The sequence below is a fragment of the Novosphingobium sp. ST904 genome, from assembly GCF_001298105.1.
GTDB lineage: Bacteria > Pseudomonadota > Alphaproteobacteria > Sphingomonadales > Sphingomonadaceae > Novosphingobium.
Genome location: NZ_LGJH01000121.1, coordinates 1 through 25,935, shown reverse-complemented (window position 1 = coordinate 25,935; position 25,935 = coordinate 1). Strand labels below are relative to the sequence as shown.

Below are 25,935 nucleotides of genomic sequence, written 5' to 3'. Positions count from 1 at the left end.
CCCGACTAAAGTGAAAGACACCAAGATGATTTGGGAAGGTGTTCCGGTTACTCGGCGTCACATGATGAGGGGGCTCATTTACGCCGGCGCTTTCGTAGCTGAAGCTCATTTCAAGCTTACCCAGGCGCGCGAGGTGACCGCGCGCCAGGAATGGACGGGGTTTTCTACCTCCCCTCTATGGCAACCGTTCAGCCTTGTAACAGGCGATACGATAATTCTCTCGATCGACGTGGCGGGTCTTAGCGTTGGCGCGATTATTGACAGTGGTAGCGCAGCATCGATCATTAGTTCTTCGCTAGCGACAAAATTAGGGCTCTCACCTACTGAGAAGCGAACAGTTCGAGGTGTCAGCGGGCGAGCAAGTGCTCTGTTGGCACGCAATATCGAGATAAAGTTTGGAGGTGAACGGCGACGCTTGCCCTCTGTCTTCATAGCCGACCTGAAAGCCGTTTCGTCTGCGCTAGGCCGCCCCGTCGAGATGGTGCTTGGCGAAGACATGCTGGCGGAGCGTTGTGTCGCTTTCGACTTTGCCAACCGGCGCCTTTCAGTTGGCGCCACAGGCGGATTTGCGGGCGAAAAAGGCTGGGAGCGCGTTTCGCTTATACACGGGTCGAACCGCGAACTCCTTGTGGACGCCTCTGTGATGGACCTCGCAAATATGCCTATGGTCTTCGATTTGGGGAGTTCAACGGCGTTAATGCTGGCCCCGTCTTATGTAAGTGATCACCGACTCCTTCAAGGAGTTCGTCAGTCCACAGCTGCGATCGGAGGCATCGACGGCATAACGAGTGCCACCACGTTCATTACCGATCGAGTTAAATTAGGTAAAGTTCCGATCCGGGCCGCCCCGACGCTTTCCCCCACAACTTGGCTTTCCACCAGTGCCGTCGGAAGCATAGGACTACCTTTAATCGCACAGTTCGATGTGGTGCTTGACGTTTCAGCCGGCCAGCTTTGGCTCAGGCCGGCCCAGCGGGGCTTACCAATGCTAGAGGATCACAGCGGCTTTGGATTGGCGCTTACCAAAGACGAACTCCACGTTGTTCATGTAGCGAAAAACAGCCCCGCTGCCCAAAGCGGCTGGGGCGTTGGAGATGGCATTCTCGCAATCAATGGTCGCGATATCGATTCATCATATACTTTCGACCATCATTGGCGGTGGCGCTTCATGAAGCCCGGTACGATCGTGGCGTTGAAGGATCACTTAGGGCGGACGCGCGACCTTTGTCTGGCCGATTATTATTAAAACGACCACCAGAATGAGGTTGCCAAAGAACCAAACAACGACGTCGCGACCGATGCCGCGCCTGCTAAGCGCAATGCCGATGCCGATGATGAATGTCACCGGATATGAATCATGTTGAGTAGCAACCTATGCTCCGGAGGCCCATCCCACAGGATTTTTCGTCTGAGATCACTGTACATCGACCGTAGTTAGACGGCGATCGTTGTTAGATATCCAAATCAAGCTAAGATCGCGACGGGCTAGGTAATCGACGCGATTAATGTTGAGGCGCGCGCTGAAACGCCCCGTCGCACGAGGAACTTTACCAAGTTCGCCAAGTTAGAAGCTAACGAGACCAGATCCGTGCCCAATGCGAACAAAGCTCCGACCATCAAATTGTGGGCGAGCCAAAACGGTGCGCCTGCCAGGAAAATGCCTTTCATCCGCGTCGTTGAGGTCTGAAGTCTTGCGAGACTGCCCAACGAACTGCCGGCAAATGCCAAAGCCGACGGGATGCCGTGCCAAGTCACAACCGAGAGGAAGGCCAACAAAATGAGGGTCGCTCCATAAAGTCTCTTAACCACGTAGCGATCGCGCACTGACGCGGAGATGACGAGCTGCGAGCATGAAATGAGGCACGCTATCGCCGCAGTGGGTGAGCCGAGCATCAAAAAATAGAGCGCGAAGGCGGCAGCACCCGCGCTCTGGATTTTCACCGCGGTTCGATAGTCGTCGAAAAACGGCCAGCTAATGACGCACAAAAGCGCGACGCAGCCGAACGCGGTGGCAATCATGATTGCCGCCACCCGGTTGTTTCGCTCAAGACCTGCGTTTCGCGCCCAGCTCTATCTTTCTTCATAGTGCAAGCGTGAACGAACAAGGTTAATTACGATTTAAGAACGCCCGTAGTAGCGCGGATTTACGGCTGCTTTTGGATCGCCGTTACCTCGCCGGCGTTGCCCGTCAACATAAGGTCAAAATCGACCTTATCGCCAACCTTCACTGCATCTGTGATCGCCGGGGCAGCCTTGAACGCCATTGTCATTGCCGGCCATTTGGCTTCGGGGATGGCGCCATGATCGAGTGTGATCGTGCCCGCAGACTTGTCGATCGCGGTGACCGTGCCGTGTCCCTTCACCTTGATTGCAGTGGCAGCCGACGGCTCCATCGCCATATTTGCCATGTTGCCGCTCATAGCGGCGGCGGGTTCTGCCTTGTTGGTCTCGACCGCAACGGGCGGTTCGGCTTTTTTCCCGCAAGCGACGGTCAGTGCCGCGAGGCCGAGGGCAAAGGTCAGTCGTCCGTAGTTCATGGTCTTCTCCTTTATAATGAAACGTGTTGGTCATTGGGCTTCATCTTCGGCCGCCGAAGCAGCAGATAGGCGGCAGGCAGGACGAACATCGTCAACAGCGGCGCGGTCAGCATGCCGCCTATCATCGGCGCGGCGATCCGGCTCATGACTTCGGATCCGGCGCCCGATCCCAGCAGGATCGGCAAGAGGGCAGCGAGGATCACGGCGACCGTCATCGCCTTGGGCCGGACCCGCAAAAGCGCCCCTTCGCGCACGGCAGTTTTCACCTGATCGGCGTCGGGAGCCCCGCCCCGCTCCTCAAGCGCATTCTTAAGGTAGATCAGCATCACGACGCCGAATTCGGCGGAGACGCCCGCCAAGGCGATGAACCCGACGCCGGTCGCGACCGACTGGTTGAAACCTAGAAGATAGAGGATCCAGAAGCCGCCCGTCAGTGCGAACGGCAAAGTGCCCATGATCAAAGCTGCTTCATCGAACCGCCCGAAGATCATGTAGAGCAGCACGAAGATGATCAGCAGCGTCGCTGGCACGACGAGCTTCAATTTGGCAACGGCACGCTGGAGATATTCGAACTGTCCCGAATAGGCGACGCTAACCCCTGGCGAGAGCGTCACCTGTCTTGCGATCGCATGCTGCAGGTCACTCACGACCGACGCAAGGTCGCGTCCGCGCACGTCGACATAGACCCAGGTCGATGGGCGGGCGTTTTCGGTCTTGAGCATCGGGGGCCCCTCAGCGATCGAGACGCGCGCAATGGTGCCGAGCGTGATCTGCTGTCCGGACGGGGTCAGGACCGGCAGCATCCGTATTCCGTCAAGACTGTCGCGTAGCTCCCGCGGATAGCGGACGCTGATCGGATACCGTGCCAGCCCCTCGACCGTCTCGCCGATCGTCTCGCCGCCGATCGCGCCAGAGACGATCCGCTGCACGTCCGTAATATTGAGCCCAAATCGGGCGGCAGCGGCCCGATCGACATCGACATCGACATAGCGCCCGCCCGTCAAGCGCTCTGCGAGCGCCGAACTGACCCCAGGCACGGTTTTCGCAACTGTCTCGAGATCGTGCGCGATGCGGTCGAGCTCAGCGAGGTCAGCACCCGACACCTTGACCCCGATCGGGCTCTTGATGCCGGTCGCCAGCATGTCGATCCGGTTGCGAATGGGCGGCACCCACACATTGGCGAGGCCGGGCAGTTTTACCGTTCGATCAAGCTCCTCGACCAGCTTGTCCGGAGTCATGCCCGGTCGCCATTGGTCGCGAGGTTTGAACTGGATCGTCGTCTCGAACATCTCAAGCGGCGCAGGATCGGTGGCAGTCTCGGCGCGGCCGCCTTGCCGAACACGCTCTCGACCTCGGGCACGGTCTTGATCAGGCGGTCGGTCTGCTGGAGCAGGTCCGACGCCTTCGCCGCCGAGAGACCCGGCAGCGCCGAGGGCATGTAGAGCAGATCACCCTCCTCCATCTTCGGCATGAACTCGCCGCCAAGCTGGGTGAGCGGCCAGGCGGTTGTTGCAAAGCGAGCGCCGCGATCAGCAGTACGGTCCTTGGCCGCCGCATCGTCCAGTCGAGCGCGGGCCGGTAGATGTTCGTCAGCCAGCGATTGACCGGGTTGGACTGCTCGGGCGGAATCTTGCCCCGGATCAGCAAACCCATGAGCACCGGCACCAGGGTCACCGAAAGGATCGCCGCCGACGCCATCGCATAGGTCTTGGTGAAAGCGAGCGGTGCGAACAGCCGCCCTTCCTGTCCTTCCAGCGTGAACACCGGAATGAACGACAGGGTGATGATCAGAAGGCTGAAGAACAGCGCTGGCCCAACTTCGGCTGCCGCTTCGGTGATGACGGTCCATCGGGTATCCCCCTCGAGATGTTCGTCCGGGTGATCCTCCTCCCATCGCTCGATTTTCTTATGGGCATTCTCGATCATGACGACCGCGGCATCGACCATCGCGCCGATGGCGATCGCGATGCCGCCCAACGACATGATGTTGGCATTGACCCCCTGGAAACGCATGACGACGAAGGCTGCCAGCACACCAAGCGGAAGCGTGAGAATTGCAACGAGCGCCGAACGGACATGCCAAAGGAAGAGCCCGCAGACGATCGCAACGACTATGAATTCCTCGACCAGCTTGTGGGTCAGATTCTCAACGGCGCGGTCGATGAGCTGCGAGCGATCATAGACCGTAACCACATCGACGCCGGGTGGCAGGCCCTTCTTGAGCTCTGCGAGCTTGTCCTTGACCGCCGCGATTGTCTCGCGCGCATTCTTGCCCGAGCGCAGGATCACAACGCCGCCCGCGACCTCGCCCTCACCGTTCAGTTCGGCAATCCCGCGCCGCATCTCGGGGCCGGCCTGGATCGTGGCAACGTCGCCCAGTCGCACCGGCACACCGCCGGCTGCGGTCCTTAAGGGAATGGCGCGGAAATCGTCGAGCGTCTTCAGATAGCCGGAGACACGGACCATATATTCGGCCTCGGCCATCTCCAGTACCGAGCCGCCGCTCTCCTGATTGGCCTTCTGAATGGCATCGACCGTCTGGGCGTGGGTCACGCCGTAGGCGGCGAGCTTCACCGGATCGAGCAGCACCTGATATTGCTTCACCATGCCGCCAATGCTGGCGACCTCTGCGACCCCCGTTACCGTTTTCAGCTCGTAGCGCAGGAACCAGTCCTGAAGCCCGCGAAGCTGCGAGAGATCGTGGCGGCCAGTGCGATCGACCAGCGCATATTCATAGACCCAGCCCACCCCGGTCGCATCCGGCCCCAGCGCGCTGCGGGCGCTGGCCGGCAGCCGGCCTTGTACCTGGTTGAGATATTCGAGCACGCGGCTGCGCGCCCAATAGAGATCGGTGCCGTCCTCGAAGATCACATAGACAAAGCTGTCGCCGAAGAAGGAATAGCCGCGGACGGTCTTTGCGCCGGGCACAGAGAGCATTGTGGTGGTGAGCGGATAAGTGACTTGGTTCTCGACGATCTGCGGCGCCTGCCCGGGATAGGAGGTGCGGATGATCACCTGCGTGTCCGAGAGATCGGGCAACGCATCGATCGCGGTCGATCGCACCGCCCAGACGCCCACGCCGATCAGCGTCAGCACCCCAATCATGACGAAGAAGCGGTTTCTGACTGACCAGCGGATGAGATGGGCGATCACTGGCCCATTACCTTCGCCATGCGTCGCACGGTTGGTCCACTCGGTGGTTGATCGAACCCGAACCGGACCCGGTCGCCCGTCTTTAAGCCGCGCGCGACTTTCGGGTCTGTGAGCTGAAACGTCATCGTCATCGCTGGCCAGCCAATGGCTGGCACGGCTTGATGGCTCAGCGTCACCGACTGGGCGGTGATCTTTTCGATCGTACCGACGGTCTCATAGACTGCGCCGGTCGGCATAGGTTTGGCAGGACTCTTTGGCATGTCAGCACCGATCGGCCGTGCTTCCACGCCCGAGAGGCTTGCTTCGGAATCGATCAGGAACTCGACCAAAGCGACGATCTTTTCGCCTTCGCTCAGGCCCGCCAGAATCTCCGTATCATCGCCAGCTTCCCTCCCAGTTTGCACCTCGGCAGGGCGGTAGCGCCCCTTGTCGAGCGCGAGCATGACCAACGTGCGCTTGCCAGTGCGGATCAGGGCTTCGGACGGCACCAGCAACGCCGGCTGCGCGCTCCCGCCAAACGAGACGGTCGCAAACATGCCGGGACGCAGTCGCCCGCCGCGATTGGGCAGCTCGATCCGAACGGTGAGTGTGCGGCTGTCGGCCTGTGTCTCGGGGAGGATCGCCGAAACGCGCCCGGAGATGGTTTCGCCGGGGAAGGCTGCAAGCGCGGCTCGCACCGCTTGTCCAGGCTTCAAGGGACCGGCGACCGCTTCCGGCACGGCGGCATTCAACCAGACCGTGCCGAGCCCGTTGACCTCGGCAAGCGTCTGGCCTGCCATCAAGGTCATGCCGCCCCGCACGTTCAACGTCTTGATCACGCCGCCCGTGGGCGTGGAGATGGTGATCACATTATGCGGTCGTCCGGTTTGCTCGACCGATGCGATCGTGCCGGAGGGCATGCCGAGCAGCATGAGCCGTTGACGCGCGGCCTGGATCAGAGCGGCGTTGCCGGTGCGGCGGACCGCCAGAAACTCGGTCTGTGCGCCGCCCCATTCCGGCACCAGAACATCGGCAAGCGGCGCGCCTGCACCGATCACATCACCAGGTGCGCGGCCATAGACACGGGAAACGAAGCCGCCTGCACGCGCCTGAACGATCGCAACGTCGCGCTGGTTGAAGTCGATCGTGCCGGTGGCGGTGAGACTGCTCGCCAATTCGCCGCGCCGCACAGCCACCGTTCGCATCCCGAGCGCCTGGGAGGCGGACGGGTCGATCGATATTCCCGGCTGTGCCGCGCTTGCCCCCACCTCATCCGCATAGCGCGGGATTGTTTGCATTCCCATCGACGACAGGCCTGGACCGTCATGATGCTCAGCGGGGATCATCGGGTCATACCAATAGAGGATCTTGCGTGCCGGCGGTTTGGCGGCCGTAGCGTCGGGTGATCCTCCTCTCCATTCAGAGATGGTGAAACCGACCCCGCCAGCGGCGACCGCGAGCAGCGCCGCGGCACCGAAAAGGCCGCCCCGAGGGATTGTGAAATGGCTCATTGCGATTCGCTCCGATACGTAAGGTTCAGTCGAACACCGTCAGCAGCGACAAGGGCTTCACGGTCGAGAGTGTTGAGGGTGACGTCGGCAAGGGCCGCATAGGCATCCGCGATATCGACAAGATTGGCGCGACCTGCCCCGTAGCTTGCCGTCTCCAACGTCACCCGCTGCTCGGCGAGTGGCAGCAATGTGTCCCGCGCGCGCAGCCACTGTTCATGATGCATGATATGGTCCGCAAGATCGGTTTCGAGATCAGCGGCCAGCGCCCGCAGGGCCGCGTCGCGTTCGGCCAGGATGCGTCCGGCATTCTCCTGGGCCGCCGCAATGCCCGCATTCTGTCGACTGCGGGTAAAGAAGGGCAGACTGACCGTCACACCGGCTGACACATAATCTCCAAAACGAGGGTCGCGGCGTTGATAGGCAAGGTTCACCCCGAAGTCGGAACGGCGGTTGGCATCGGCCATACGCACATCGGCCATTGCCTGACCGGACTGGGCGTCGATCATTGCCATGGTGGGAAGGCGATCCAGGCCAGCGCGCAGTTCGGCCCCATCGACAGGGAAGTCGGGAATAGATCCGGCAATTTCAGGCGCCGGGTCACCCGTCCATCGCGTCAGAGCAGCCCGTGCCCGCGCTATGTTTGAGACCAGTTCGCTGCGACGATCTTCTAATGAGGCGATAGCCTGTCGGCCGGCAAGAGTCTGCGCAGGCCGGGCATTGCCCGACGCGACGGCACTGGGCGTTGTCCGCACCACGCGCTCCAGACGGGCTAGAAGATCATCAAGCGCGGTCAGCCGGCGCTCGGCATAGGCAAGGTTGATCCAGGCAAGCGCAGTGCCGACCTCAACCGAACGCGCCTCAAATGCGGTGTCGGCATCTGCAGCCTTGATATCGCTGTCAGCGCGGGCGCGTTGCGCACGGCGCTTGGCGAGGTTGGGAATATCCTGGGACACGCCCACCCGCGCCATCGTGAAATTGTCCTGCCCGGGAGCAAACGCCAATGGCCCCGAGATCGGGAAACTGTCGAGCCCAACGGCCAGAGTCGGATCAGGTAGCGATCCGGCGCGCCACGAGCGGAACGAGCGGCCTCGGCGGCGAGCGCCTTGGCCTTGATCGACGGCGCTTCCTGCCGCGCGCGCTGGAGCGCAGCGTCGAAAGTGAGGGGACCAGCGAATGCAACGCCGGGGATTGCCGCGAGCAGCGGCAGACAAACAAACAATCGCATGGAAAACTCCTGATCGGAGGATCAGGCCGGCGTCGCGCACTCTGGCAGGCATGTCAGTGGCGGCGGGATGGGGGCAATCCCGCCGCCACTGCTGGCCTGGCCGTCTATGCGACCTTACACGGCCAGAGGCTGTGCCTAGCCGGCCGAGGGAGCCGACGAAGGCGATGCCATGCTATGCATCTCCTTCATGCAGTCCGCCGCGCTCATCTTCATCATGTCGCAGTTGCAGTTCGCCATCTGCGGAGCATCGGGCACCCAGACGCGACGGGGGCTCATAGATGGCGCACGCGGGCCATAGTTTGGCGATTGACGCCATTCATAATGGCCAGACTGCGAGTTTGTGTTGGGTTCGCCGGCGAAAGCGGCAACGGGAGCGGCAAGCGCAATGCCCAGCAGGGCATAGAAAACACGGTTCTTCATGACTGTAATCCTTGGGCAAAATATCGTGGTAGCCGCGGGTCAGACAGGATTTTCAGATGCGCGATAGACGCAAGAATCCTGTCAGCCTGGCAGCCGGTGTCGATCAGCCAAGGAGAGTCGGTGGTTCCGGTTCGGGAGTGAGGTCACTGCCGTGCAGGACAGTGATGGTTGCCCAGAAGGGCAGAGCTGGACTGGCTTCGCGTGCTTCCAGCATAGGCGCGTCATTACGAACGGCCAGCGGAACGACGCAGCCCATGGCCGCGATGCATTCCAGGGTTATGCCCTTGCAAGGCTTCTGAGCAGGTTGTTGCTGCTGTGCCATTATCTTCATGCAGTCTTCCGACATCCCAGCCACGGCCTGCACAGACGTGGCCATTGGGGCGGACATCGCAGGCGGAGCGGACGCAAAGGCCGCCGCTTGGCCAATCAAGCCAACCATGGCTCCCAGAAGGAGAAGAAGTTGCAAAACGCGTTTCACAGCCGTTATTTATTACGCCTCGTAGCATCAAAGATCAACGAGATGGTCACCCGCCGTGTCGGGCAAATACCGTCTGACCCGCCGATCCGAAGGCGATGACAGAGTAGGGTTGTGGTTTTTGGCCGGGGACTTCCATCCCCGGAGAACCCAGCGGCATGCCCGCTACGGCCAATCCCTTTACGCCCTTCGGGCGCTTCGCGATCGCGCGCTTCATGTCGGCAATGGGAACGTGGCCCTCGAAAACTATGCCATCGACAATTGCAGTATGGCATGATGCCAGCGCAGCGGGCACGCCTTGAGCGCGTTGAAAGCGGCCGCGTTGCTGGTCGTCGACGATATTGACGCTTTGTCCAAATTGTCTGCGCACCTGGGCCGCCCACTGTTCGCAGCAACCGCAACCAGGGTCACGATGCATGATGATCGGGGCAGCTTCGGCGCTGGCGACGGAGAAGGCTGCTATGAACGCAGCGAGGGCAAATTTGAGTGTCATACGATCCCTTATTGGTTCCCCCGCCCCTGGGCGGGGGAGGAAAGGTCTATTGGGCGCGCTTGTTGTGGGCTCTCAGCCAGCCTTGAAGCTCGCCCACTTCTCGCGTTTGCTCGGTGATTGACTTGTTCGCCACCATTCGGACCTGCGCGTCCTTGGTGTCGCGCAAAACGATGCGTGACATCGCAATCGCACCGCGATGATGCTCGATCATCTTGCGCACCCAGGTCTCCGTTGCATCGCTGCCCGTGGCGGACATCATCTTCTGATGCATCTCCATTTCTGCAGGCGGGTAAGGATTGGCTGGCGTGGGGTTCATGGTCTGGCGCATGTCCATCTTGCTATGGTCCATGCCCTGCATTTGGGCGATCGCCGGCGCGGCCACCAATCCAGCGATGATGATGGGGACTATTTTCTTCACAATTCTCTCCTCAGCGCCCCGCATTGATAATACGCATGGGCGCGCCATTTCCCTCGTGAGGCGGCACAAAATTTACGGGAACGGGAGCGCGAAGCCTACTTGCGGGCTAGAATAGCCTTCATTTCATCGATTTCGCGGCGCTGAGATTCCTCGATGCCGCTGCACAGACGAACGATTTCCGGATCCTTCAAGGAGGCCTCGCGGCACATCAGGATCGCGCCCGAATGATGCGGGATCATCGATCGGAGGAATGCTGTATCGCCGATCGTTGTTTGCGTGCGGATGAGGGCAAATGATCCGGCGAATATCGCAACTGACCCTAATATAAGGGCCGCGTTTGCCTTTTTCGACGGGAACATATGGCCCATCGCGAGGACCATCAGCACCACCATGGGCGCCACCATCATTAGCGTCATGTAGAGCATATTCAGGTTGTTGTAGAAGCTCCCCAAGCTGTCGATCATGACGAACATCACCAGATACATGATGACGCCGCCAACCAAGGTCTGCAGGGCGAGGCTCGCATAGGCATTTTTCATCATTGGTCGTCTCCTTTGGCCCCCGCCCCGATCCTGCTTGACTATTCAACCCGTGCGGCGTCGCTTTCGCGGCCACCGAAGATACAAAAGTGCCGAACCCGCGATCGCCAATGCGAGACCACCTGCGGCAAACGCCATCAACCACGGCGTGTTGAAATTTTCGTGGTTTTTCCAATCCATGATGTGGAGCGCCCAGAAGAAATCGTACAGGCGCCACGTTCCATTTCTCACAGCGACGATCCGACCACTATTCTGGGCAACATAGACGCGGGTCGCTTCGCGGTCAGGGAAGTCCACCCGCCAGGCCGGCAGGACGCCCTTGAATTCTGGGGTCGACGCCACAACCAGGCGCACGCTCGGCGGCTCCGACGTACCACGGTAGGCCTGTATCGCCACCGCGCGAGCCATCGCAGCGTTCACGGGACCAAGTCGACGACCTGTTTCTGCATCGTGGAGTGAGATCGTCCCATCGATAGACTCGACCTCCGCAATCTCGCGGCCGAGCAGCGCGCGATATCGGACTTCACGCACGGGTCTGGTCGCCGCGCGCAACACTAGGTCCAACGGCGCGCGCGATCTCGACTGTTCCAATATCGCCGGCGACGATCGCTCGACGAGATGTTCACCGCGGACTCGCTCGATCGGCAACAGGCTCATGACAAGACCGCTCGCAAACCAAAGCAGCAGCTGGACGCCGATAACCAGGGCTAACCAGCGATGAACGCGGCTAGCCCCGATGTGGAAGCGGAGTTTGGCGCTTCTCAGAACCAGGTCCGAACACCGATTACAAAGCTGGCCGCCTTCACGTCCCCTCCGTCTGAGCGTGCATAGTCCGCCGTCCGCCCGAACTTTCGGTCGTAAGAAACGCCGATGTAGGGGGCAAATTCGCGGCGCAGTTCGTAACGCAAACGCAGTCCCAATTCGGCGTTCGTGATGCCCGCTCCAATCCGCGTCTCCGGGACATTTTGTGCTGAAAGGTTCACTTCCAGGCGCGGCTGGAGAATGAGGCGTTGCGTGATACGCTGATCATAATAGCCCTCGATCCGCCCCAACACCTCGCCTTTGTTCGACAGAAACAGGGCAGCCTCGGTCTCAAACCAGTAAGGCGCCACCCCCTCAATACCGATCGTCGCATAAGTACGGGATGGGTTGGGTTTGAAATCGTAACGGACACCCGCCTGGAGGTTCCAATAAGGGTCGAGTGCACGACTGTAGAGCGCCTGAACTTCTGCGGTCTCCATGTAGGTGCCGCTTCTGCCAGCAAGAACGCCCTCACCCTCTGTCTTGACCACCAGCCGATCGAGATCCTTGCCGAACCACGCCTCCCCGTCCCACCGATAGCCGTCGCGGCCGTTACGGACCTGATATTCCGCCAGATTGAACAGGATCATCGAGCTGGATGAGCCGCCATGTTCCTTATGCAGCATGGTACGCGAAGCCGCCATCTCGCCGTTTTTGTAGACGCGGTCGGCATAGTTGTCGGTAGGAGGTTGGGGTGCAGGGGCGTTGCCGGGCATGAGACTGGTGCCACCAGCGCCATGGGCTGCCATCGGCCCATCCATCGCCATGCCGGGCATCGACGACATATCGTGCTGCATCGGCTGACCGCCGGGTGCCGCCTGCATGTCCATGCCGGGCATGTCGTGTTTCATCGTACCGCCCGCCCCATCGGGCATGGTCATGCCAGCATGCCGGACATGTCGTGGCCGGCATGCGGGTCAGCCGTTGGAGGCGTCTTGTCACCGGGCATCTCCATGCCGGACATAGCCCCCATGCCGACATGTCGTGCGGCGCCGACTTGGGTTTTGCTGCCGGTGCCCGGCGCTTCGGGGTGGCAGGCTTGCCCTTAGCCGTGGGCGCAGCGGCGCGCCTGGGCTGGCTTGCTGGCTTGGCCACCGGCTTTTTCTTCGCCGCTGGCTGAGCAGCAGGCATGTTCATGCCCGGCATATTCTGCATCGACTGCGCGCTGACTGGGGTCGCCAAGGCGAGCGGGGCCGCGCCGATCAGAAGGAGAAGCGACTTCATGCGGCATCTCCCCGGGGACGGACAGAGACGACGCGCATCATCCCGGCATGCATGTGATAGAGCATATGGCAGTGAAACGCCCAGTCGCCGACTGCGTCTGCGGTGACGTCGAAACTTACCTTGCCTCCTGGTGCGACATTGACGGTGTGTTTGCGCGGCGAATACTCGCCATGCCCGGTCACCAGCTCGAAGAAATGCCCATGAAGATGGATCGGGTGCGACATCATCGTGTCATTGACGAGCGTGACGCGGACCCTTTCGTTTTCGATAAAGGGAATGGGCTCGCGCTTGTCACTGAGCTTCACCCCATCGAACGACCACATATAGCGTTCCATATTCCCGGTCAGGTGGATTTCCATCGCGCGGTCTGGCGCGCGAACATCGGGGTTGCGCTCCACCGCCATGAGATCGCGATAGACAAGAACCCGGTGGCCAACGTCTTCGAGACCCTGTCCCGGTTCTCCCGTGCGATCCATCGGCATGGGCGAGATCGTCTGGACACCCGGTCCCATCTTAACCTGCGGCGCTTTGCTGGCGTCGCGCATGTTCATGCCGCCCATTCCGCCCATCGCCATGCCGCCCATTGTATCACCGGACCCGCTGCCCATTCCGGGCATGTTGGCCATGGAACTATCCGCCGGTTTTTGCATGCTTGGCATCGACGCGCCGGCCCCCATATCCATGCCTGCCATCCCGCCCGCGGCAGCTCCGCCGGCAGACATGTCATGCCCCATTGCTGCGTGGTCCATGCCGGACATGCCGCTCATATCCATGTCCCCCATGCCCATGTCCTTCATATCGGCAAGGGGCCGCTTGCGGAGCGGCGGAACTTCGGCCGTCATGCCTTCACGCGGAGCCAGTGTGGCGCGTGCCATGCCCGAACGATCAACGGATTCACCGACCAGCGTGTAGGCGCGATCATCGGTCGGAGTAACGATGACATCATAGGTCTCGGCAACCGCGATCTGAAACTCGTCGACCTCGACCGGCCTGACATTGAGCCCGTCGGCCTGAACAACCGTAAGTTTGAGACCGGGAATCCGGACATTGAACGTCGTCATCGCGGAGGCATTGACGAAACGCAGGCGAACGCGCTCACCTGGCTTGAAAAGCGCGGTCCAGTTGTCCCGTGGGCCATGCCCATTCACGAGATAGGTATAGGTCGAGCCCGTGACATCGGACACGTCGGTCGGATCCATCCGCATATTGCCCCAGTCAAGTCGGTCCTTGAGGGGTTGGTCTTCCTTGGCCAGCAAACCGGCCAGCGTTTGCCGCTGATAATTGAAATAGCCACCGCCGACCTGCTTGAGCTTCCGGAAAATTGCGTGCGGATGCATCTGGCTATGGTCGGAGAGCACGATGACATGCTCTCGATCCGACTGAATCGGATCCTCGCCTTCCGGGTCGATGACAATCGGTCCGTAATGACCTAACTGCTCCTGCAGCCCCGAATGGCTATGATACCAATAGGTGCCAGCCTGGACGATGGGGAACTCATAGACAAAGGTCGACTTGGGCTTGATGCCGGGGAAGCTGATGCCGGGCACGCCGTCGAACTGGAACGGCAAAAGCAGGCCGTGCCAGTGGATCGAGCTGTCTTCCTCGAGATCGTTGATCACCGACAGGCGGACGTTTTGGCCCTGACGCAGACGGATGAGGGGCGCAGGCACAGTGCCATTGATGCCGATGGCATGGCTCTGTCGGCCGTCGATCATCATCATCTGATGCGCGATCTTGAGCGTGATATCGTTCCCGCTGACCGTTGGCAGTGGCTTGGCAATCCCGGACGAAATGGGTTGAGCCCATGCCGGCAGCCATGCCGACAATGCGAGGCCACCGCCGGCCAGCGCAGCGCCGCGGAAAAGGTCGCGGCGGTTCAATCCGGGGGACATAATATCTCCTTGTTCAACGTGCAGCACTTTGGGTCTGAAAAGACGCTTAAGCGCGGTATCTCTTTATCCTTACGCGCGAGCAGCGCGCACCCCTCATTCCTCAGCGAGTATTTCTGCGAGGCGCGCGCGCGCGCGATACAGGCGCGTCTCCACAGCCTTGCTACTGACGGAAAGCGCTTTGGCGGCCTCTGATTGACTGAGCCCTTCGACGGTCCTGAGCATCAGGACTTCACGCAACGTGGCAGGCAATGCGCTGATCGCCGCCGACAGTCGCTCCACCTCTATTTTCGATTCAGCACTGGCATGTGCGGAGGGTGCGTCATCCGGCACTTGCTCAATCTCATCATCCGACGGCGCGGAGCCAAATGTGAAGAGCTGCCGCACCCTCTGGCGGCGGCGCCAATCGCGACATTTGTTAATCGCGATCCGGGATAGCCAGGCGCGCAACGGACGCGCACCATCATATTTCCGCAGATGGCTGAACGCGGATACAAAGCAGTCCTGCGTGAGATCAAGTGCTTCCTCGGCATTCCCGACCAGGCCGCGCACCAGTCGAAATATCGCTGTCTGGTGCCGACGCATAATCTCGGCGAAAGCCGACTGCCGACCGGCAAGCGTCAGTGCCGCTAGTTCACCGTCCGAACACGCCTGGAGATCCAGACTCACCGTGCATCGTCGGTGAGCGCATGAACCACCGCCTGATCGAAGGTCTTGGCCTGATCGGGGCGAAGGATTTGCCGCATGGCGAAGATGTGCCCGAGCGTTTCCTTTTGCAGTTCGCCCATTGCCTGATGCGACTGATCGACGGCCGCGGTCACACGCGGCCCTTCGCCATGTTCGACCTCGATCGCGGCTGCGAGACGCGCATTGTCCGATCGCAGTTCAAGCTCCAGCGCGCGCCGACGCACGGCGAAACCCTGCTCTAGCAGCTCGATCTTGGCCTTCTGACGATCATCCAGATCGAGCTTGCTGTGCAAGACATCGTGGAGCTCGACGCCGGCTGCCTTGGGCTGCGGGAAAAAGTAGCGGCCCAGGAACACGCCCGCAACCGCCGATGCAAAGGCGACGATGGCGACGAGGAGGAGCAATTTGGGCTTCATTGAGAACCTACCAGCAGCGTCGAAGGGGCAAGCGGATTTGATGGCCCGAAAGGCGATAGCGTGACCGACGCCTCGGCACGCGGCGTAAAGCCATTGCTGGCGATACCCAGCAGTACCGCTCCGAAAGCCGCGACCGCACCGAGGCGGAATTGAGACGCGGTCGAAACCTGCGGCAATGCCGCTATGCGTCGGAACACAGCATCCTCCAGACCAATCAGCCCCGGATGCGTCGGTTCGTTGCGTAAGCGGCTCAGCAGCCGGTCCAGGTCGGTATCCATCGAAAAGTCCAATCCTCAATCAATCCGGGGCAACGGCCCAGGACGTGTTCTTTACTTTCCCCTCTATCAGCCTGTCCGTCAAAGCATCGCACATAGCGGGCAGATCTGAGCAACAGCGACGGAGCAGCCGCAACGCTATGGCGCCGTCTTCGTCATGCCGGGCATATCCTTCATCATCGCGTCATGGTCTTCGGGCGCACTGGCTATTGCCGCCTGATATTGGGCGGGTGACATACGCGGAAGTTGCCTTACGAAAGCCACCATATCCCAGATCAGTTCGTCGCTATGGGTCTTACCCCAAGCTGGCATCGCGGTCAGCTTGACCCCATGCTTGATGATCCAGAATTGCTCCTTTGGCGATCTTTGCTCCTCGCGGGAAAGCTCCGGCGCCCTCGGATAGAGTCCCTGGCTGATTTCGGACTTTTCCAGTCCTGGCCCGAGATGGCAGCCGCTGCACATCTCGGTGTAGAGCCCCGCCCCGCTCTGCAGCCGCTTCACGTCCCCAAGGTTGGCCGGGACATTCACATCACGAGATCGCACGGCGATGGAACGATCTCGGAGCTGCTCGATCAGCCAATAGACCGGTTTGGTGTGCGGCGAATCCGCCCCGATGTCATAGGCACCCACATAGACGACGATCCCCGCTAGCGCGCCGCCGACCAGCGCTGTCGCAGCGATAAAACCTACACTTGGAAAGTGCCTGCGCAGCCAAGTCGTCCTAGCATTCTCCATAGCTTCCTCCCGAGCGGCAGCGTCCCTTGGATCCGGGTGGTTCTCACACCCATCCAATTGTCCATACGCACTGCAAGCTTCGATCCCTCATCTGTCGCGCAGATCTCATTCGCAAATCCCGCCGGGGTTCTGATTTGCAGAATTCTTGCGCGCCTGATGAGGGGTGGCGCCGCGTGGTGCGTAATTCGATGTGTCGGCAGTCTCGCCGCCCATGGAGAAATCGATGTTTCGTAAAACAATCTTTGCCGTCGCCATGGCGGCGTCTGTCCTCACCGCTACCGCTGCGCAGGCTCACCCTAAGCTCAATGCCGCCACCCCTGCCGCAAATGCCGTGGTCGCCGCCCCGACCAGAATTCAGCTCGTCTTTTCTGAAGCGCTCGTCGCACAATTTTCCGGGCTCGACCTGACGATGACCGAAATGCCAGGCATGAAGATGGCGCCGATGAAGATGAACGGCGTCAAGGCCACCGTGGGCGCCGATGGCAAGACGCTCGTCGCGACGCTTGCCAAGCCGTTGCCGGTTGGAACCTACAAGGTCGACTATCACGTCGTCTCTGCTGACACCCATCGCATCCAGGGCAGCTACACCTTCAAGGTCCAGTAAGACCGTGCCGGACATCATAGCGATCGCAGTGAGGCTGGGACTTTTCCTCGATCTCATGCTCCTCTTCGGGTTGCCGATGTTCGGCCTCTACACGTTGCGCGGGACTGAGCGGGCATCCGGCTCGGTCCTGCGTTTCCGGTCGGTGTTGGCGACAATCGCGCTGGCCGGTATCGTATTATCTATCCTGGGCATGATGGTCCTGGCGGCCTCGATGGGGGGCGTGCCACTCGATCAGGTAGACCGCGCCACGGTCAATCTTCTCATATCGGGCACTGCGATCGGGACGGTCTGGCAGGTACGGGTCGCGGCCCTCCTGCTCGTGCTCTATTTTTCCATCGTCGGTTGGCGGCGTCCCGCTTTCGCCCTGTGGTCGCTGTCAGCGACCGCCGCTGTCGCTCTGGCGACCTTGGCCTGGACGGGGCATGGCGCTGCCGACGAAGGCTTGCTGGGATGGGTCCATCTTGGTGCCGATATCATCCATCTCTGGGCAGCTGGCATCTGGGTAGGCGCGTTGTTCGCGCTTTGCCTCCTCGTTTTCCGCCCTGCCGCGCGCATGGCGGTGGATCACATTCACCTCTCGCACCGCGCGCTGGATGGATTTGCGAAGGTCGGATCGGTGGTCGTGGCGCTGCTTATCGTGTCGGGTTTGATCAATAGTTGGATACTGATCGGCCCCTCCAATCTGGGATCCATGTTTACCAGCCTCTATGGCCTGCTGCTGGTGGCAAAGCTGCTGCTGTTCGGCTTGATGCTGTTGCTGGCGGCGGCCAATCGCTACTTTCTGACGCCGTCGCTCGCGGCGGCGATCGAGACAGGCAACACCTCCTCGGCGATAGGGTCGCTCCGCCGCAGCCTCGCAATCGAGACCGGCTGCGCCGTTACCATTCTTATCTTAGTTGCCTGGTTGGGGCTGTTGGCGCCACCTGCCTCCGGGATGTAAAAGGCATCAAGGCAGCGCGCGCGATATCGCCTTGATCGCCTTTAGACCCGAGCCAAACCGGGAAATCGCCTCCTTGTGCCGTTCGAGCTCGCCATAGGGAAGATAGGCGATTTGAGGTCCGCGATCCGGTTGAACGCGGGCCTTGCGATTTGCGCGCGGACTTCGCTTTCGCGAGCGTCAGGAGCGACAAGAAACAATCCGGCTGTCGCGTGAAGATCGCTGCCGCTCAGCGCAAGGTCCAGCATCCGGACGATACCCGAATAGATGGAGGTCGAATGTTCGACTTCGAAGGCTGCCGCGACCCGGTCGCCGCCTTGCTCCAGCCACAAAACATCGATGAGGCGGATCGCATCCGCTCCCGTCGATGTCGAAATGGAAGTTGGCAGGCTCTCGAGGCACCCCTCCCCCAAGCGCACCCCGTCATGCAGCCGTCCCCGGTCATTGGATGCGATCCAGATGTCATACCCCAGCGCTAGACCGATATCGCGCAGCCACGCCTGGATTTCCGAATGGGTGCGGTCACTCTCGCCCTGCTTTTGCAGCGCTTTGTTGAGGGTTTGAGCTTCGGCCCGGGCTTGCTCGAGGCGCGCGGCCCAGGATCTTAGAGTCTGGTCTTCCTCGTCGCGCGGGGGCGCGGGATAGCGGCCCGAGCCGATGTCGAACAGAAGGCCACCAATGGCGCCCAGATCGTTCGACAGCAGATCGCGAAAACGCTCGTTCAGGTCGAGCACGCCCGAGCGCATTGCGAGAAAATGCTGCCAGCTTCCGAGCTTCACCTTGCCGCCGGTCAGCTTGTTATAGCCGTTGACGATCGCCGTGTTGAACGGCGGCACGAGGGTTGGATGCAGGAAATAGAGGAGGTTGGCCACCGCTGGCCCCAGCCCTTTGATGTTCAGACGATCAATCGTGTGAATACCTGCGATGATCTCTTCCGCGGTGTCGCAACAGGCGCAATGGTCCAGCAATCGACCAAACGCGCGTTGGTTCGCCGGGTTTTCATAGATGTCGGGAATGCGCAATTTGGGCTTCCAGAGAAACGCATGGTCCGCGCCCTTGAAGATCTGCCTCTGCTCGGCGACTGAATGAACGACCGTCTCCAGAGAAGAACCGCGATAGGCCACGCCAAACCGACCGGCTTCGATCTCAGCAACCACCTGAGCCAGACCACGCCTGATCGAGCGAAAGTTCTTGATGCGCTCATCCCAAAGAAACCAGCTCTGGTACGTCGCGTTCGGGTCTTCCTTCCATCGCTGGATCAGTTGCCGCGCCAGCAATTCAAACTCCGCCAAACCCCGCTCCCCTTTCGCGCCGATCCTCTCCGACGCTAGCACTCCGTCCCGTATTCGACCAGTTTTTGCGTGGTCGCCCCGAATGAAAATCGGTCCTCATTATTTGATATCGTCCGGAATATGCGTCAGCAGGTCACGGGTATAGTCGATCAGGAGATCGCCAGCGGTTGCCCCGTAAAGCGCGGGGAACAAGATGAACGTCAGGAGCTTGGGGACGAAGCTCACGGTCTGTTCGTTGATCGATGTAGCAGCCTGGATCATTGAGATAATCAGCCCCACCACCAACATGATTATCAGCGGGGGGCCAGCGACGATCATGATCACCCAAAGCGCCTGGCCCATCGAGGCCGAGAAAGGGCTGTAGGTCTCCATTGCTCCCACCCGACTATGATGCTGACGCCCCTGCCCGTGATGCTGCAACCTTTGTTGCGGGGCGAGCGACACGGAGCGCGATCGGTTGATTCCAATCCGTCTTCCCCACATCCGCTCGCCCCGGCGCCACGCTGCGACCCGTGGGCACCTCGGCTGTCCATCCTGCCAGGCGATGGGCTTCATCTCAATTTACGCAGCGCTGGCGTTTTACCCCTCACGACCCGATCTTTTTTTTGGAAGAGCGTGTCTCTGTTCGAGGGAAGAGGCATCGTACCGCGTAATATCAGTGACGGCCGAGGTCAGCGAAAGGCTCGCATGTACGATTGCGTCATCATAGGCGGTGGCCCGGCAGGGCTGACAGCAGCCACCTATCTGGGCCGGTTTCTGCGTTCTACGCTGGTCATCGATGCCGGCGACGGCCGCGCGTCCTCCATTCCAGCCACGCACAACCTGATGGGTTTTCCAGACGGCATATCGGGCGACGATCTGCTGTCGCGGATGCGCCGGCATGCCCTGCGTTACGGCGCGAAGCTCTCCGATGGTTTAGCCAATGGGATTGTACAGACCCGGACGGGCTTCCTGGTCACTACAGGTGTCGAGGCCGTCAATACCCGCACGATATTGCTTGCCCAAGGCGTGAGAAATCATCGTCCGCGAATGGCGCTGGAAACGCATGATCGAGGCCTCGTGCAAGGTCTGATACGCTATTGCCCGATCTGTGACGGCTATGAGGTACGCGGCAAGCGGGTGGCCGTGCTGGGGTGCTCAGACCATGGCGCCGCCGAGTCTGTGTTCGTGCGGCACTATAGCGACACCGTCACCTTGCTCGCGCAGGACGGCTCGCAACTGTCGGAGGCCGAAGAGGCAGATCTGGCTCGAAGCGGTATCGCGGTCGAACGCGCCCCTGTCCGAGATTTGTCGATCGATGGAAAGGATCTGATCGCTCAATTGACCGATGGCCGATCGCTTCGCTTCGACACCCTTTATGTTGCCCTCGGAACCTCCCCTCGCTCGGAACTCGCGCACATGGCCGGTGCGAAACTGGACCAGGCAGGGTGCATTGTCGTCGACGAGCATCAACAAACGACGGTCAGCGGCCTGTTCGCTGCTGGCGACATGGTCGAAGGGCTGGATCAAATTGCTGTTGCGGCCGGTCAGGCCGCCAAGGCTGCAACGGCGATCCACAATCTGTTGCCCGGCTGAGAGCCAGCGCAGAATCAGCCATCAAAAATATATGCATGTCGGGCTTGACCCTGACACGATGTCAGACCCCAGATTGCATTTCGTCGATAAGGAGACGAGCCTGTGACTGATCCTGTTCCAGCTAGCAATTCGGGCGCCCATAGCTGCTGCGCCGGCAAGCACGGTGGCGGCACGGACGTGAAAACGGTCAAAGATCCGGTTTGCGGGATGATGGTTGATCCGACGGGAACGTCACATCATGCCTCGCATGACGGCGAGGACTATCATTTCTGCAGCGCGGGTTGCCGCACGAAGTTTGTCGCTGACCCGGAGCGCTACCTGTCCGAGGGTGAGAAGGAGGCGGCAACCGCTCAACCGGGCGCAATCTGGACCTGCCCCATGCACCCGGAGGTCCGCCAGGATCATCCCGGGCCATGCCCGATCTGCGGCATGGCCCTTGAGCCGGAACTTGTGACGGCAGACACTGGGCCGAGCGGTGAACTTCTGGATATGTCCCGGCGTTTCTGGATCGCCTTGCTGCTCACCATCCCGGTGTTTGTCCTGGAGATGGGCAGCCACCTCTTCCCGGCGCTGCACAATCTTGTACCGCCCCAACTATCTGGTTGGCTTCAGTTTGCGCTGGCTACCCCGGTCGTGCTCTGGGCGGGTTGGCCATTCTTTGAACGTGGGTGGGCGTCCGTGCGGACACGGAACCTCAATATGTTCACCCTGATCGCGATGGGCACGGGCGTGGCCTGGGCCTACAGCGTGGTGGCAACCATCGCCCCGTCGGTATTCCCGGCAGCGTTTCGGATGATGGACGGGACGGTCGCGATCTATTTCGAAGCCGCCGCCGTCATTACCGTGCTCGTGCTGCTGGGGCAGGTGCTCGAGCTGCGCGCCCGCGAGCGGACTTCGGGCGCAATTAAGGCGCTACTCAACCTCGCGCCCAAGACCGCGCGCCGCATTGGCGCCGACGGGGATGATGAGGAGGTCTCGCTCGAGCAGGTGGCCGTCGGTGATCGTCTCCGTGTGCGGCCCGGCGAAAAAGTACCCGTCGATGGCAAGGTCGAAGACGGCCGATCCTCGCTCGACGAGTCGATGGTGACGGGCGAGTCGATGCCGGTCACAAAGGCGCTGGGCGATGCGGTCATCGGCGGAACGATCAACCAAAGCGGCGCCCTCGTCATTCGCGCGGAGAAGGTCGGACGCGACACGATGTTGGCGCGTATTGTCCAGATGGTCGCTGACGCCCAGCGTTCGCGGGCACCCATCCAGCGCCTGGCCGATCAGGTCGCGGGATGGTTCGTGCCCGCGGTCCTGCTGATCGCGCTCATTGCCTTTGGCGTGTGGGGAATCTGGGGACCAGAGCCGCGTCTGGCCCATGGCCTGATCGCCGCTGTCGCTGTCCTCATCATCGCCTGCCCCTGCGCCTTGGGGCTGGCGACGCCGATGTCGATCATGGTCGGCATCGGCCGGGGTGCAGGGCTCGGCGTGCTGATCAAGAATGCCGAAGCGCTGGAGCGGATGGAGAAGATCGACACACTGGTCGTCGACAAGACCGGCACGCTGACCGAGGGCCGGCCGTCGGTTACCCGCATCGTTCCCGCGACAAGCTATGAGGAGACCGAGCTGCTGCGGCTTGCCGCCGGCGTGGAGCGGGCATCGGAACATCCGCTGGCGCTGGCCGTGGTCGCCGCCGCCAAGGATAGGGGGATTGCGCTCCCCGAGGTCACCGACTTTGATTCCCCAACCGGCAAGGGAGCGATCGGCACGGTCGATGGCAAGCGCATCACGCTGGGCAATGCCGGCTTCCTGTCAGAAAACGGGATCGAGGTTCGCGCCCTTGAGCCGCAGGCGGATGAGCTGCGCCAAGACGGCGCGACCGCCATCTTCATCGGGATCGACGGACAGGCCGCCGGCATCCTTGCCATTGCCGATGCAATCAAAGAAACGACGGCTGAGGCTATCGCGGCGCTTCGCAAGGAGGGCATCCGGGTTGTCATGCTGACGGGCGACAATCGCACAACAGCACAAGCGGTCGGGCGGAAACTTGGAATCGATGATGTCGAAGCCGAAGTGTTGCCGGATCAGAAAAGCGATGTGGTCTCGCGATTGAAAGCTGAGGGGCGCATCGTGGCCATGGCAGGCGACGGAGTTAATGACGCGCCCGCGCTCGCCGTCGCCGATGTCGGCATTGCGATGGGCTCGGGCACCGATGTCGCAATCGAAAGCGCCGGCGTCACCCTGCTGAAGGGCGACTTGAACGGCATCGTTCGTGCGCGCCGTTTGAGCGAAGCAACGATGTCCAACATCCGCCAGAACCTGTTCTTCGCTTTCATCTACAACGCTGCCGGGGTCCCGATCGCTGCGGGGCTGCTCTACCCGATCTTCGGCATCCTGCTCTCGCCGATCATCGCGGCGGCCGCGATGGCACTGTCCTCCGTCAGCGTCGTGACGAACGCATTGCGGCTCAACCGGGTGGAATTGTGAACATCGGCGCGGCATCGGACGCGAGCGGGGTCTCTCAGCGGATGATCCGCCATTACGAGAAAATCGGCCTGATCCCGTCGGCGGCGCGGCGGGATAGTGGGTATCGCGACTACTCGGATGCCGATGTGCATCGACTTCGGTTCATAGCCAATGCCCGCGACCTCGGCTTTCCAATCGAAGAAATCCGAAAGCTGCTTGATCTATGGTCCGATCGGGCCCGCGCAGTGCCGAGGTCAAGGCACTGGCAGAGTCCCGCGCAGCCGACCTTGGCCGCAAGGCGGACGCGCTTAATGCGATGCGAGCAGCGCTGATGGATCTGGCGAGGAGCTGTCACGGTAACAATCGGCCGGAATGTCCGATCCTGACGCATCTGGAATCTTGAATCTAGTCTTCGCGCGGGGCCTTCGCGCTCATTTCTGCAACTCGCGACCCGCCAGTTTCGCGAGCCGGCGCGGAAGATCGGCAGCAATCTTGCGTTGCTGTTGAGGCTGCGCCTTCTTCCATGCCCGGCATTCGGGTTTGGACCTACCGCACCCTCGACACCACCCGGTCGTGCCATCGAAACGGCACAGGTCTATGCACGGCGACTTAACAGCAACCTCGTCAGTGGCATTCGACTGTTAGGTGCTTCAACTCATGGACCGGCACGAGCCGGTCGCGGATCACGCCTGCATTGATCCCCGCACTGCCGACCACTCCGACGATGGCGGCATGGGCCTCGGGACCGACACGCCAGACATGCAGATCGGCAATACGCACATCGCCTGGCCCTTCAACGAGATCCTGTATTTCCTCGGCAACATGGCTGTCGGTCGAGTCGAGGAGGACTGAGGCGGTATCTCGCATCAGGCTCCAGGACCAGCGGGCGATTACGACGGCTCCCACGATCCCCATGACGGGGTCCATCCACACCCAGCCAAGGTAGCGGCCTGCCAGAAGGGCCGCGATTGCCAATACCGATGTGAGAGCGTCGGCGAGGACATGCACATACGCCGAGCGGAGATTGTTGTCGCCGCCATGGGCATGATGGTCGTGGGCATGATCGTCATGCCCATGATGGTGGTGGTGGCTGCCCGACAGCAGGAAGGCGCTGAGGATATTCACGCCAAGCCCAACGACGGCAATCAGGGTCGCCTCGCCGAAGGCAACCTTTATGGGCTCGAACAGCCGAAGGATCGATTCAATCCCGATCCCCAGGGCGATCAGGCCCAGCACCAGCGCCGAGGCGAAGCCCGCCAAGTCGCCGACCTTGCCTGTTCCGAAGCTGAACCGCCGGTTCGATGCATGCTGCTTGGCATAGGCATAAGCAATCGCTGCGACACTCAACGCGCCAGCATGCGTTGCCATATGGAAGCCATCGGCCAGCAGCGCCATCGATCCGGTGACATAGCCGGCGAAAATCTCGCCGATCATCATCACAGCCGTCAGCACCACCACCCACAGCGTCCGACGAGCGTTGTCGTCGTGAGAGGCCCCCAGATACACATGGTCGTGCACAAAGGCGTCAATATCGCGGGACGTCGTCATGATCTCAGCCTTATTTCGCGTAGCGGCGTATGACCGCGATCAATTCGTCTGCTCCCGCGGCACGATCTTCGGCCGTGAGGTCGGGGTCCGCCACATGGGCTCGGACATGCTCTTCAATAATCTCGTCCATCAGCCCGTTCATGGCGCCGCGCGCCGCTGCAACGAGATGCAGAGTCGTCGTGCAATCGGCGTTGGCGGTCAGCGCTTTCTCGATCGCCGTGACCTGCCCGGCGATACGTCGCACGCGCTTCAGGAGCTCATCACTGCCTTCGGTCAAATGTCCCATAGCATACCCCCCTACCCTATCTCGTTGGTGATAGCCAGAGCAGTCTCAGGCCCCCGAGCCTGTTGATTGCCACTGAGATGTGACCCAGGGTTTCCATTGAGAATTGACCCGGGTGGGTATGGGTTATGTGCTGCCGTATCCTGGCAGGTTCAAGATGCTGGCTTCTCCTTTCTGGCTTTTGGCGCAGCGGTGCTGGCACGGAAGCGGAAGCTGTCGTTTCCGGTTTCCAGGATGTGGCAGTGGTGGGTTAGCCGATCGAGCAACGCGGTGGTCATCTTGGCATCGCCGAACACGCCAGCCCATTCGCTGAAGCTTAGGTTGGTGGTGATGACGACGCTGGTGCGCTCGTACAGCTTGCTGAGCAGATGGAAGAGCATGGCTCCGCCCGATGGGCTGAAGGGCAGATAACCCAGCTCGTCGAGGATGAGCAGGTCGAGACGTAGCAGGCGTTCTGCCAGCTGGCCG

General features: G+C 61.0%; 26 protein-coding genes and 3 pseudogenes. 6 read left to right on the top strand and 23 right to left on the bottom strand.

Going from position 1 to position 25,935, the window contains the following annotated elements; all coding sequences use genetic code 11:
• Positions 1–10: 10 nt before the first annotated feature.
• On the top strand, positions 11–1,246 hold the full coding sequence (locus ADT71_RS06135; protein WP_231635645.1) for an aspartyl protease family protein: 1,236 nt from the start codon (positions 11–13) through the stop codon (positions 1,244–1,246).
• A gap of 239 nt (positions 1,247–1,485) precedes the next feature.
• Here the strand turns inward: ADT71_RS06135 and ADT71_RS06130 are convergent, their stop codons facing one another.
• From ADT71_RS06130 to ADT71_RS06050, 17 genes and pseudogenes are all read right to left on the bottom strand, one after another.
• Positions 1,486–2,019, bottom strand: a complete 534-nt coding sequence (locus ADT71_RS06130) for a YgjV family protein (RefSeq protein ID WP_082370183.1) — start codon at positions 2,017–2,019, stop codon at positions 1,486–1,488.
• Between the two features lie 125 nt (positions 2,020–2,144).
• Positions 2,145–2,537: a copper-binding protein gene (locus ADT71_RS06125; RefSeq protein ID WP_017502290.1), complete on the bottom strand. Its 393-nt coding sequence runs from the start codon at positions 2,535–2,537 to the stop codon at positions 2,145–2,147.
• Positions 2,538–2,548: 11 nt separating this feature from the next.
• Positions 2,549–5,690: pseudogene (locus ADT71_RS06120) on the bottom strand (efflux RND transporter permease subunit).
• Positions 5,687–7,180 carry an efflux RND transporter periplasmic adaptor subunit gene (locus ADT71_RS06115; protein ID WP_054435804.1) on the bottom strand — a complete coding sequence of 498 codons (1,494 nt, stop codon included), beginning with the start codon at positions 7,178–7,180 and terminating at the stop codon, positions 5,687–5,689. The pseudogene ADT71_RS06120 and the gene ADT71_RS06115 overlap by 4 nt, the downstream one beginning before the upstream one ends.
• Positions 7,177–8,457, bottom strand: coding sequence for a TolC family protein (locus ADT71_RS06110; protein ID WP_369818184.1), 1,281 nt, complete (start codon positions 8,455–8,457; stop codon positions 7,177–7,179). The genes ADT71_RS06115 and ADT71_RS06110 overlap by 4 nt, the downstream gene beginning before the upstream one ends.
• Before the next feature lie 83 nt (positions 8,458–8,540).
• Positions 8,541–8,825 carry a hypothetical protein gene (locus ADT71_RS06105; protein WP_021243444.1) on the bottom strand — a complete coding sequence of 95 codons (285 nt, stop codon included), beginning with the start codon at positions 8,823–8,825 and terminating at the stop codon, positions 8,541–8,543.
• A 103-nt stretch (positions 8,826–8,928) separates the two neighbouring features.
• Complete coding sequence (locus ADT71_RS33055) at positions 8,929–9,156, bottom strand: hypothetical protein (RefSeq protein WP_231635644.1); 228 nt, start codon at positions 9,154–9,156, stop codon at positions 8,929–8,931.
• A 193-nt stretch (positions 9,157–9,349) separates the two neighbouring features.
• On the bottom strand, positions 9,350–9,793 hold the full coding sequence (locus ADT71_RS06095) for a DUF411 domain-containing protein (RefSeq protein ID WP_021243446.1): 444 nt from the start codon (positions 9,791–9,793) through the stop codon (positions 9,350–9,352).
• Between the two features lie 46 nt (positions 9,794–9,839).
• Positions 9,840–10,235, bottom strand: a complete 396-nt coding sequence (locus ADT71_RS06090; RefSeq protein WP_054435802.1) for a DUF305 domain-containing protein — start codon at positions 10,233–10,235, stop codon at positions 9,840–9,842.
• Between the two features lie 71 nt (positions 10,236–10,306).
• Positions 10,307–10,753 (bottom strand): DUF305 domain-containing protein, encoded by a 447-nt coding sequence (locus ADT71_RS06085; protein ID WP_017502281.1) that lies wholly within the window; start codon positions 10,751–10,753, stop codon positions 10,307–10,309.
• A gap of 42 nt (positions 10,754–10,795) precedes the next feature.
• Positions 10,796–11,488, bottom strand: a complete 693-nt coding sequence (locus ADT71_RS06080; RefSeq protein ID WP_026109409.1) for a PepSY domain-containing protein — start codon at positions 11,486–11,488, stop codon at positions 10,796–10,798.
• A 23-nt stretch (positions 11,489–11,511) separates the two neighbouring features.
• Entirely contained in the window at positions 11,512–12,432 is a 921-nt protein-coding gene (locus ADT71_RS06075) for a copper resistance protein B (RefSeq protein WP_231635643.1), read from the bottom strand.
• A gap of 339 nt (positions 12,433–12,771) precedes the next feature.
• Positions 12,772–14,667 carry a copper resistance system multicopper oxidase gene (locus ADT71_RS06070; protein ID WP_021243450.1) on the bottom strand — a complete coding sequence of 632 codons (1,896 nt, stop codon included), beginning with the start codon at positions 14,665–14,667 and terminating at the stop codon, positions 12,772–12,774.
• A 93-nt stretch (positions 14,668–14,760) separates the two neighbouring features.
• Positions 14,761–15,333 (bottom strand): RNA polymerase sigma factor, encoded by a 573-nt coding sequence (locus ADT71_RS06065; RefSeq protein WP_021243451.1) that lies wholly within the window; start codon positions 15,331–15,333, stop codon positions 14,761–14,763.
• Positions 15,330–15,767, bottom strand: a complete 438-nt coding sequence (locus ADT71_RS06060; RefSeq protein WP_031290470.1) for a periplasmic heavy metal sensor — start codon at positions 15,765–15,767, stop codon at positions 15,330–15,332. The genes ADT71_RS06065 and ADT71_RS06060 overlap by 4 nt, the downstream gene beginning before the upstream one ends.
• Positions 15,764–16,045, bottom strand: a complete 282-nt coding sequence (locus ADT71_RS06055) for a hypothetical protein (RefSeq protein ID WP_017502274.1) — start codon at positions 16,043–16,045, stop codon at positions 15,764–15,766. The genes ADT71_RS06060 and ADT71_RS06055 overlap by 4 nt, the downstream gene beginning before the upstream one ends.
• Positions 16,046–16,180: 135 nt before the next feature.
• Positions 16,181–16,777: a cytochrome c gene (locus tag ADT71_RS06050; protein WP_017502273.1), complete on the bottom strand. Its 597-nt coding sequence runs from the start codon at positions 16,775–16,777 to the stop codon at positions 16,181–16,183.
• A 211-nt stretch (positions 16,778–16,988) separates the two neighbouring features.
• On the opposite strand from ADT71_RS06050, the gene copC reads away from it, so the two are divergent.
• Complete coding sequence (gene copC, locus ADT71_RS06045) at positions 16,989–17,381, top strand: copper homeostasis periplasmic binding protein CopC (protein ID WP_051035789.1); 393 nt, start codon at positions 16,989–16,991, stop codon at positions 17,379–17,381.
• Positions 17,382–17,385: 4 nt separating this feature from the next.
• Complete coding sequence (gene copD / locus ADT71_RS06040; protein ID WP_054435801.1) at positions 17,386–18,321, top strand: copper homeostasis membrane protein CopD; 936 nt, start codon at positions 17,386–17,388, stop codon at positions 18,319–18,321.
• Positions 18,322–18,327: 6 nt separating this feature from the next.
• On the opposite strand, the pseudogene ADT71_RS06035 reads toward copD, so the two are convergent.
• A pseudogene (locus ADT71_RS06035) lies at positions 18,328–19,610 on the bottom strand (type II restriction endonuclease).
• Between the two features lie 99 nt (positions 19,611–19,709).
• The gene (locus tag ADT71_RS06030) at positions 19,710–19,982 is read right to left on the bottom strand and encodes a flagellar biosynthetic protein FliQ (RefSeq protein WP_021243456.1); all 273 of its coding nucleotides are present in this window, start codon (positions 19,980–19,982) and stop codon (positions 19,710–19,712) included.
• Between the two features lie 315 nt (positions 19,983–20,297).
• On the opposite strand from ADT71_RS06030, the gene ADT71_RS06025 reads away from it, so the two are divergent.
• From ADT71_RS06025 to cueR, 3 genes and pseudogenes are all read left to right on the top strand, one after another.
• Positions 20,298–21,185 (top strand): NAD(P)/FAD-dependent oxidoreductase, encoded by an 888-nt coding sequence (locus ADT71_RS06025; protein WP_054435800.1) that lies wholly within the window; start codon positions 20,298–20,300, stop codon positions 21,183–21,185.
• A gap of 177 nt (positions 21,186–21,362) precedes the next feature.
• The gene (locus ADT71_RS06020; protein WP_051187041.1) at positions 21,363–23,657 is read left to right on the top strand and encodes a heavy metal translocating P-type ATPase; all 2,295 of its coding nucleotides are present in this window, start codon (positions 21,363–21,365) and stop codon (positions 23,655–23,657) included.
• Positions 23,654–24,039: pseudogene (gene cueR / locus ADT71_RS06015) on the top strand (Cu(I)-responsive transcriptional regulator). Before ADT71_RS06020 ends, cueR begins: the two are co-directional and overlap by 4 nt.
• Positions 24,040–24,067: 28 nt before the next feature.
• On the opposite strand, the gene ADT71_RS30120 reads toward cueR, so the two are convergent.
• The 4 genes from ADT71_RS30120 to ADT71_RS06000 all read right to left on the bottom strand — a co-directional run.
• Positions 24,068–24,235 carry a DUF1289 domain-containing protein gene (locus tag ADT71_RS30120; protein ID WP_081659631.1) on the bottom strand — a complete coding sequence of 56 codons (168 nt, stop codon included), beginning with the start codon at positions 24,233–24,235 and terminating at the stop codon, positions 24,068–24,070.
• 25 nt (positions 24,236–24,260) lie between these two features.
• Complete coding sequence (dmeF, locus tag ADT71_RS06010; protein WP_021243460.1) at positions 24,261–25,184, bottom strand: CDF family Co(II)/Ni(II) efflux transporter DmeF; 924 nt, start codon at positions 25,182–25,184, stop codon at positions 24,261–24,263.
• Positions 25,185–25,194: 10 nt separating this feature from the next.
• A complete protein-coding gene (locus ADT71_RS06005) occupies positions 25,195–25,470 on the bottom strand; it encodes a metal/formaldehyde-sensitive transcriptional repressor (protein ID WP_021243461.1) in 276 nt (91 codons plus the stop codon).
• Between the two features lie 149 nt (positions 25,471–25,619).
• On the bottom strand, positions 25,620–25,935 hold a 316-nt coding region (locus ADT71_RS06000; protein ID WP_197282929.1), incomplete at its 5' end, for an ATP-binding protein.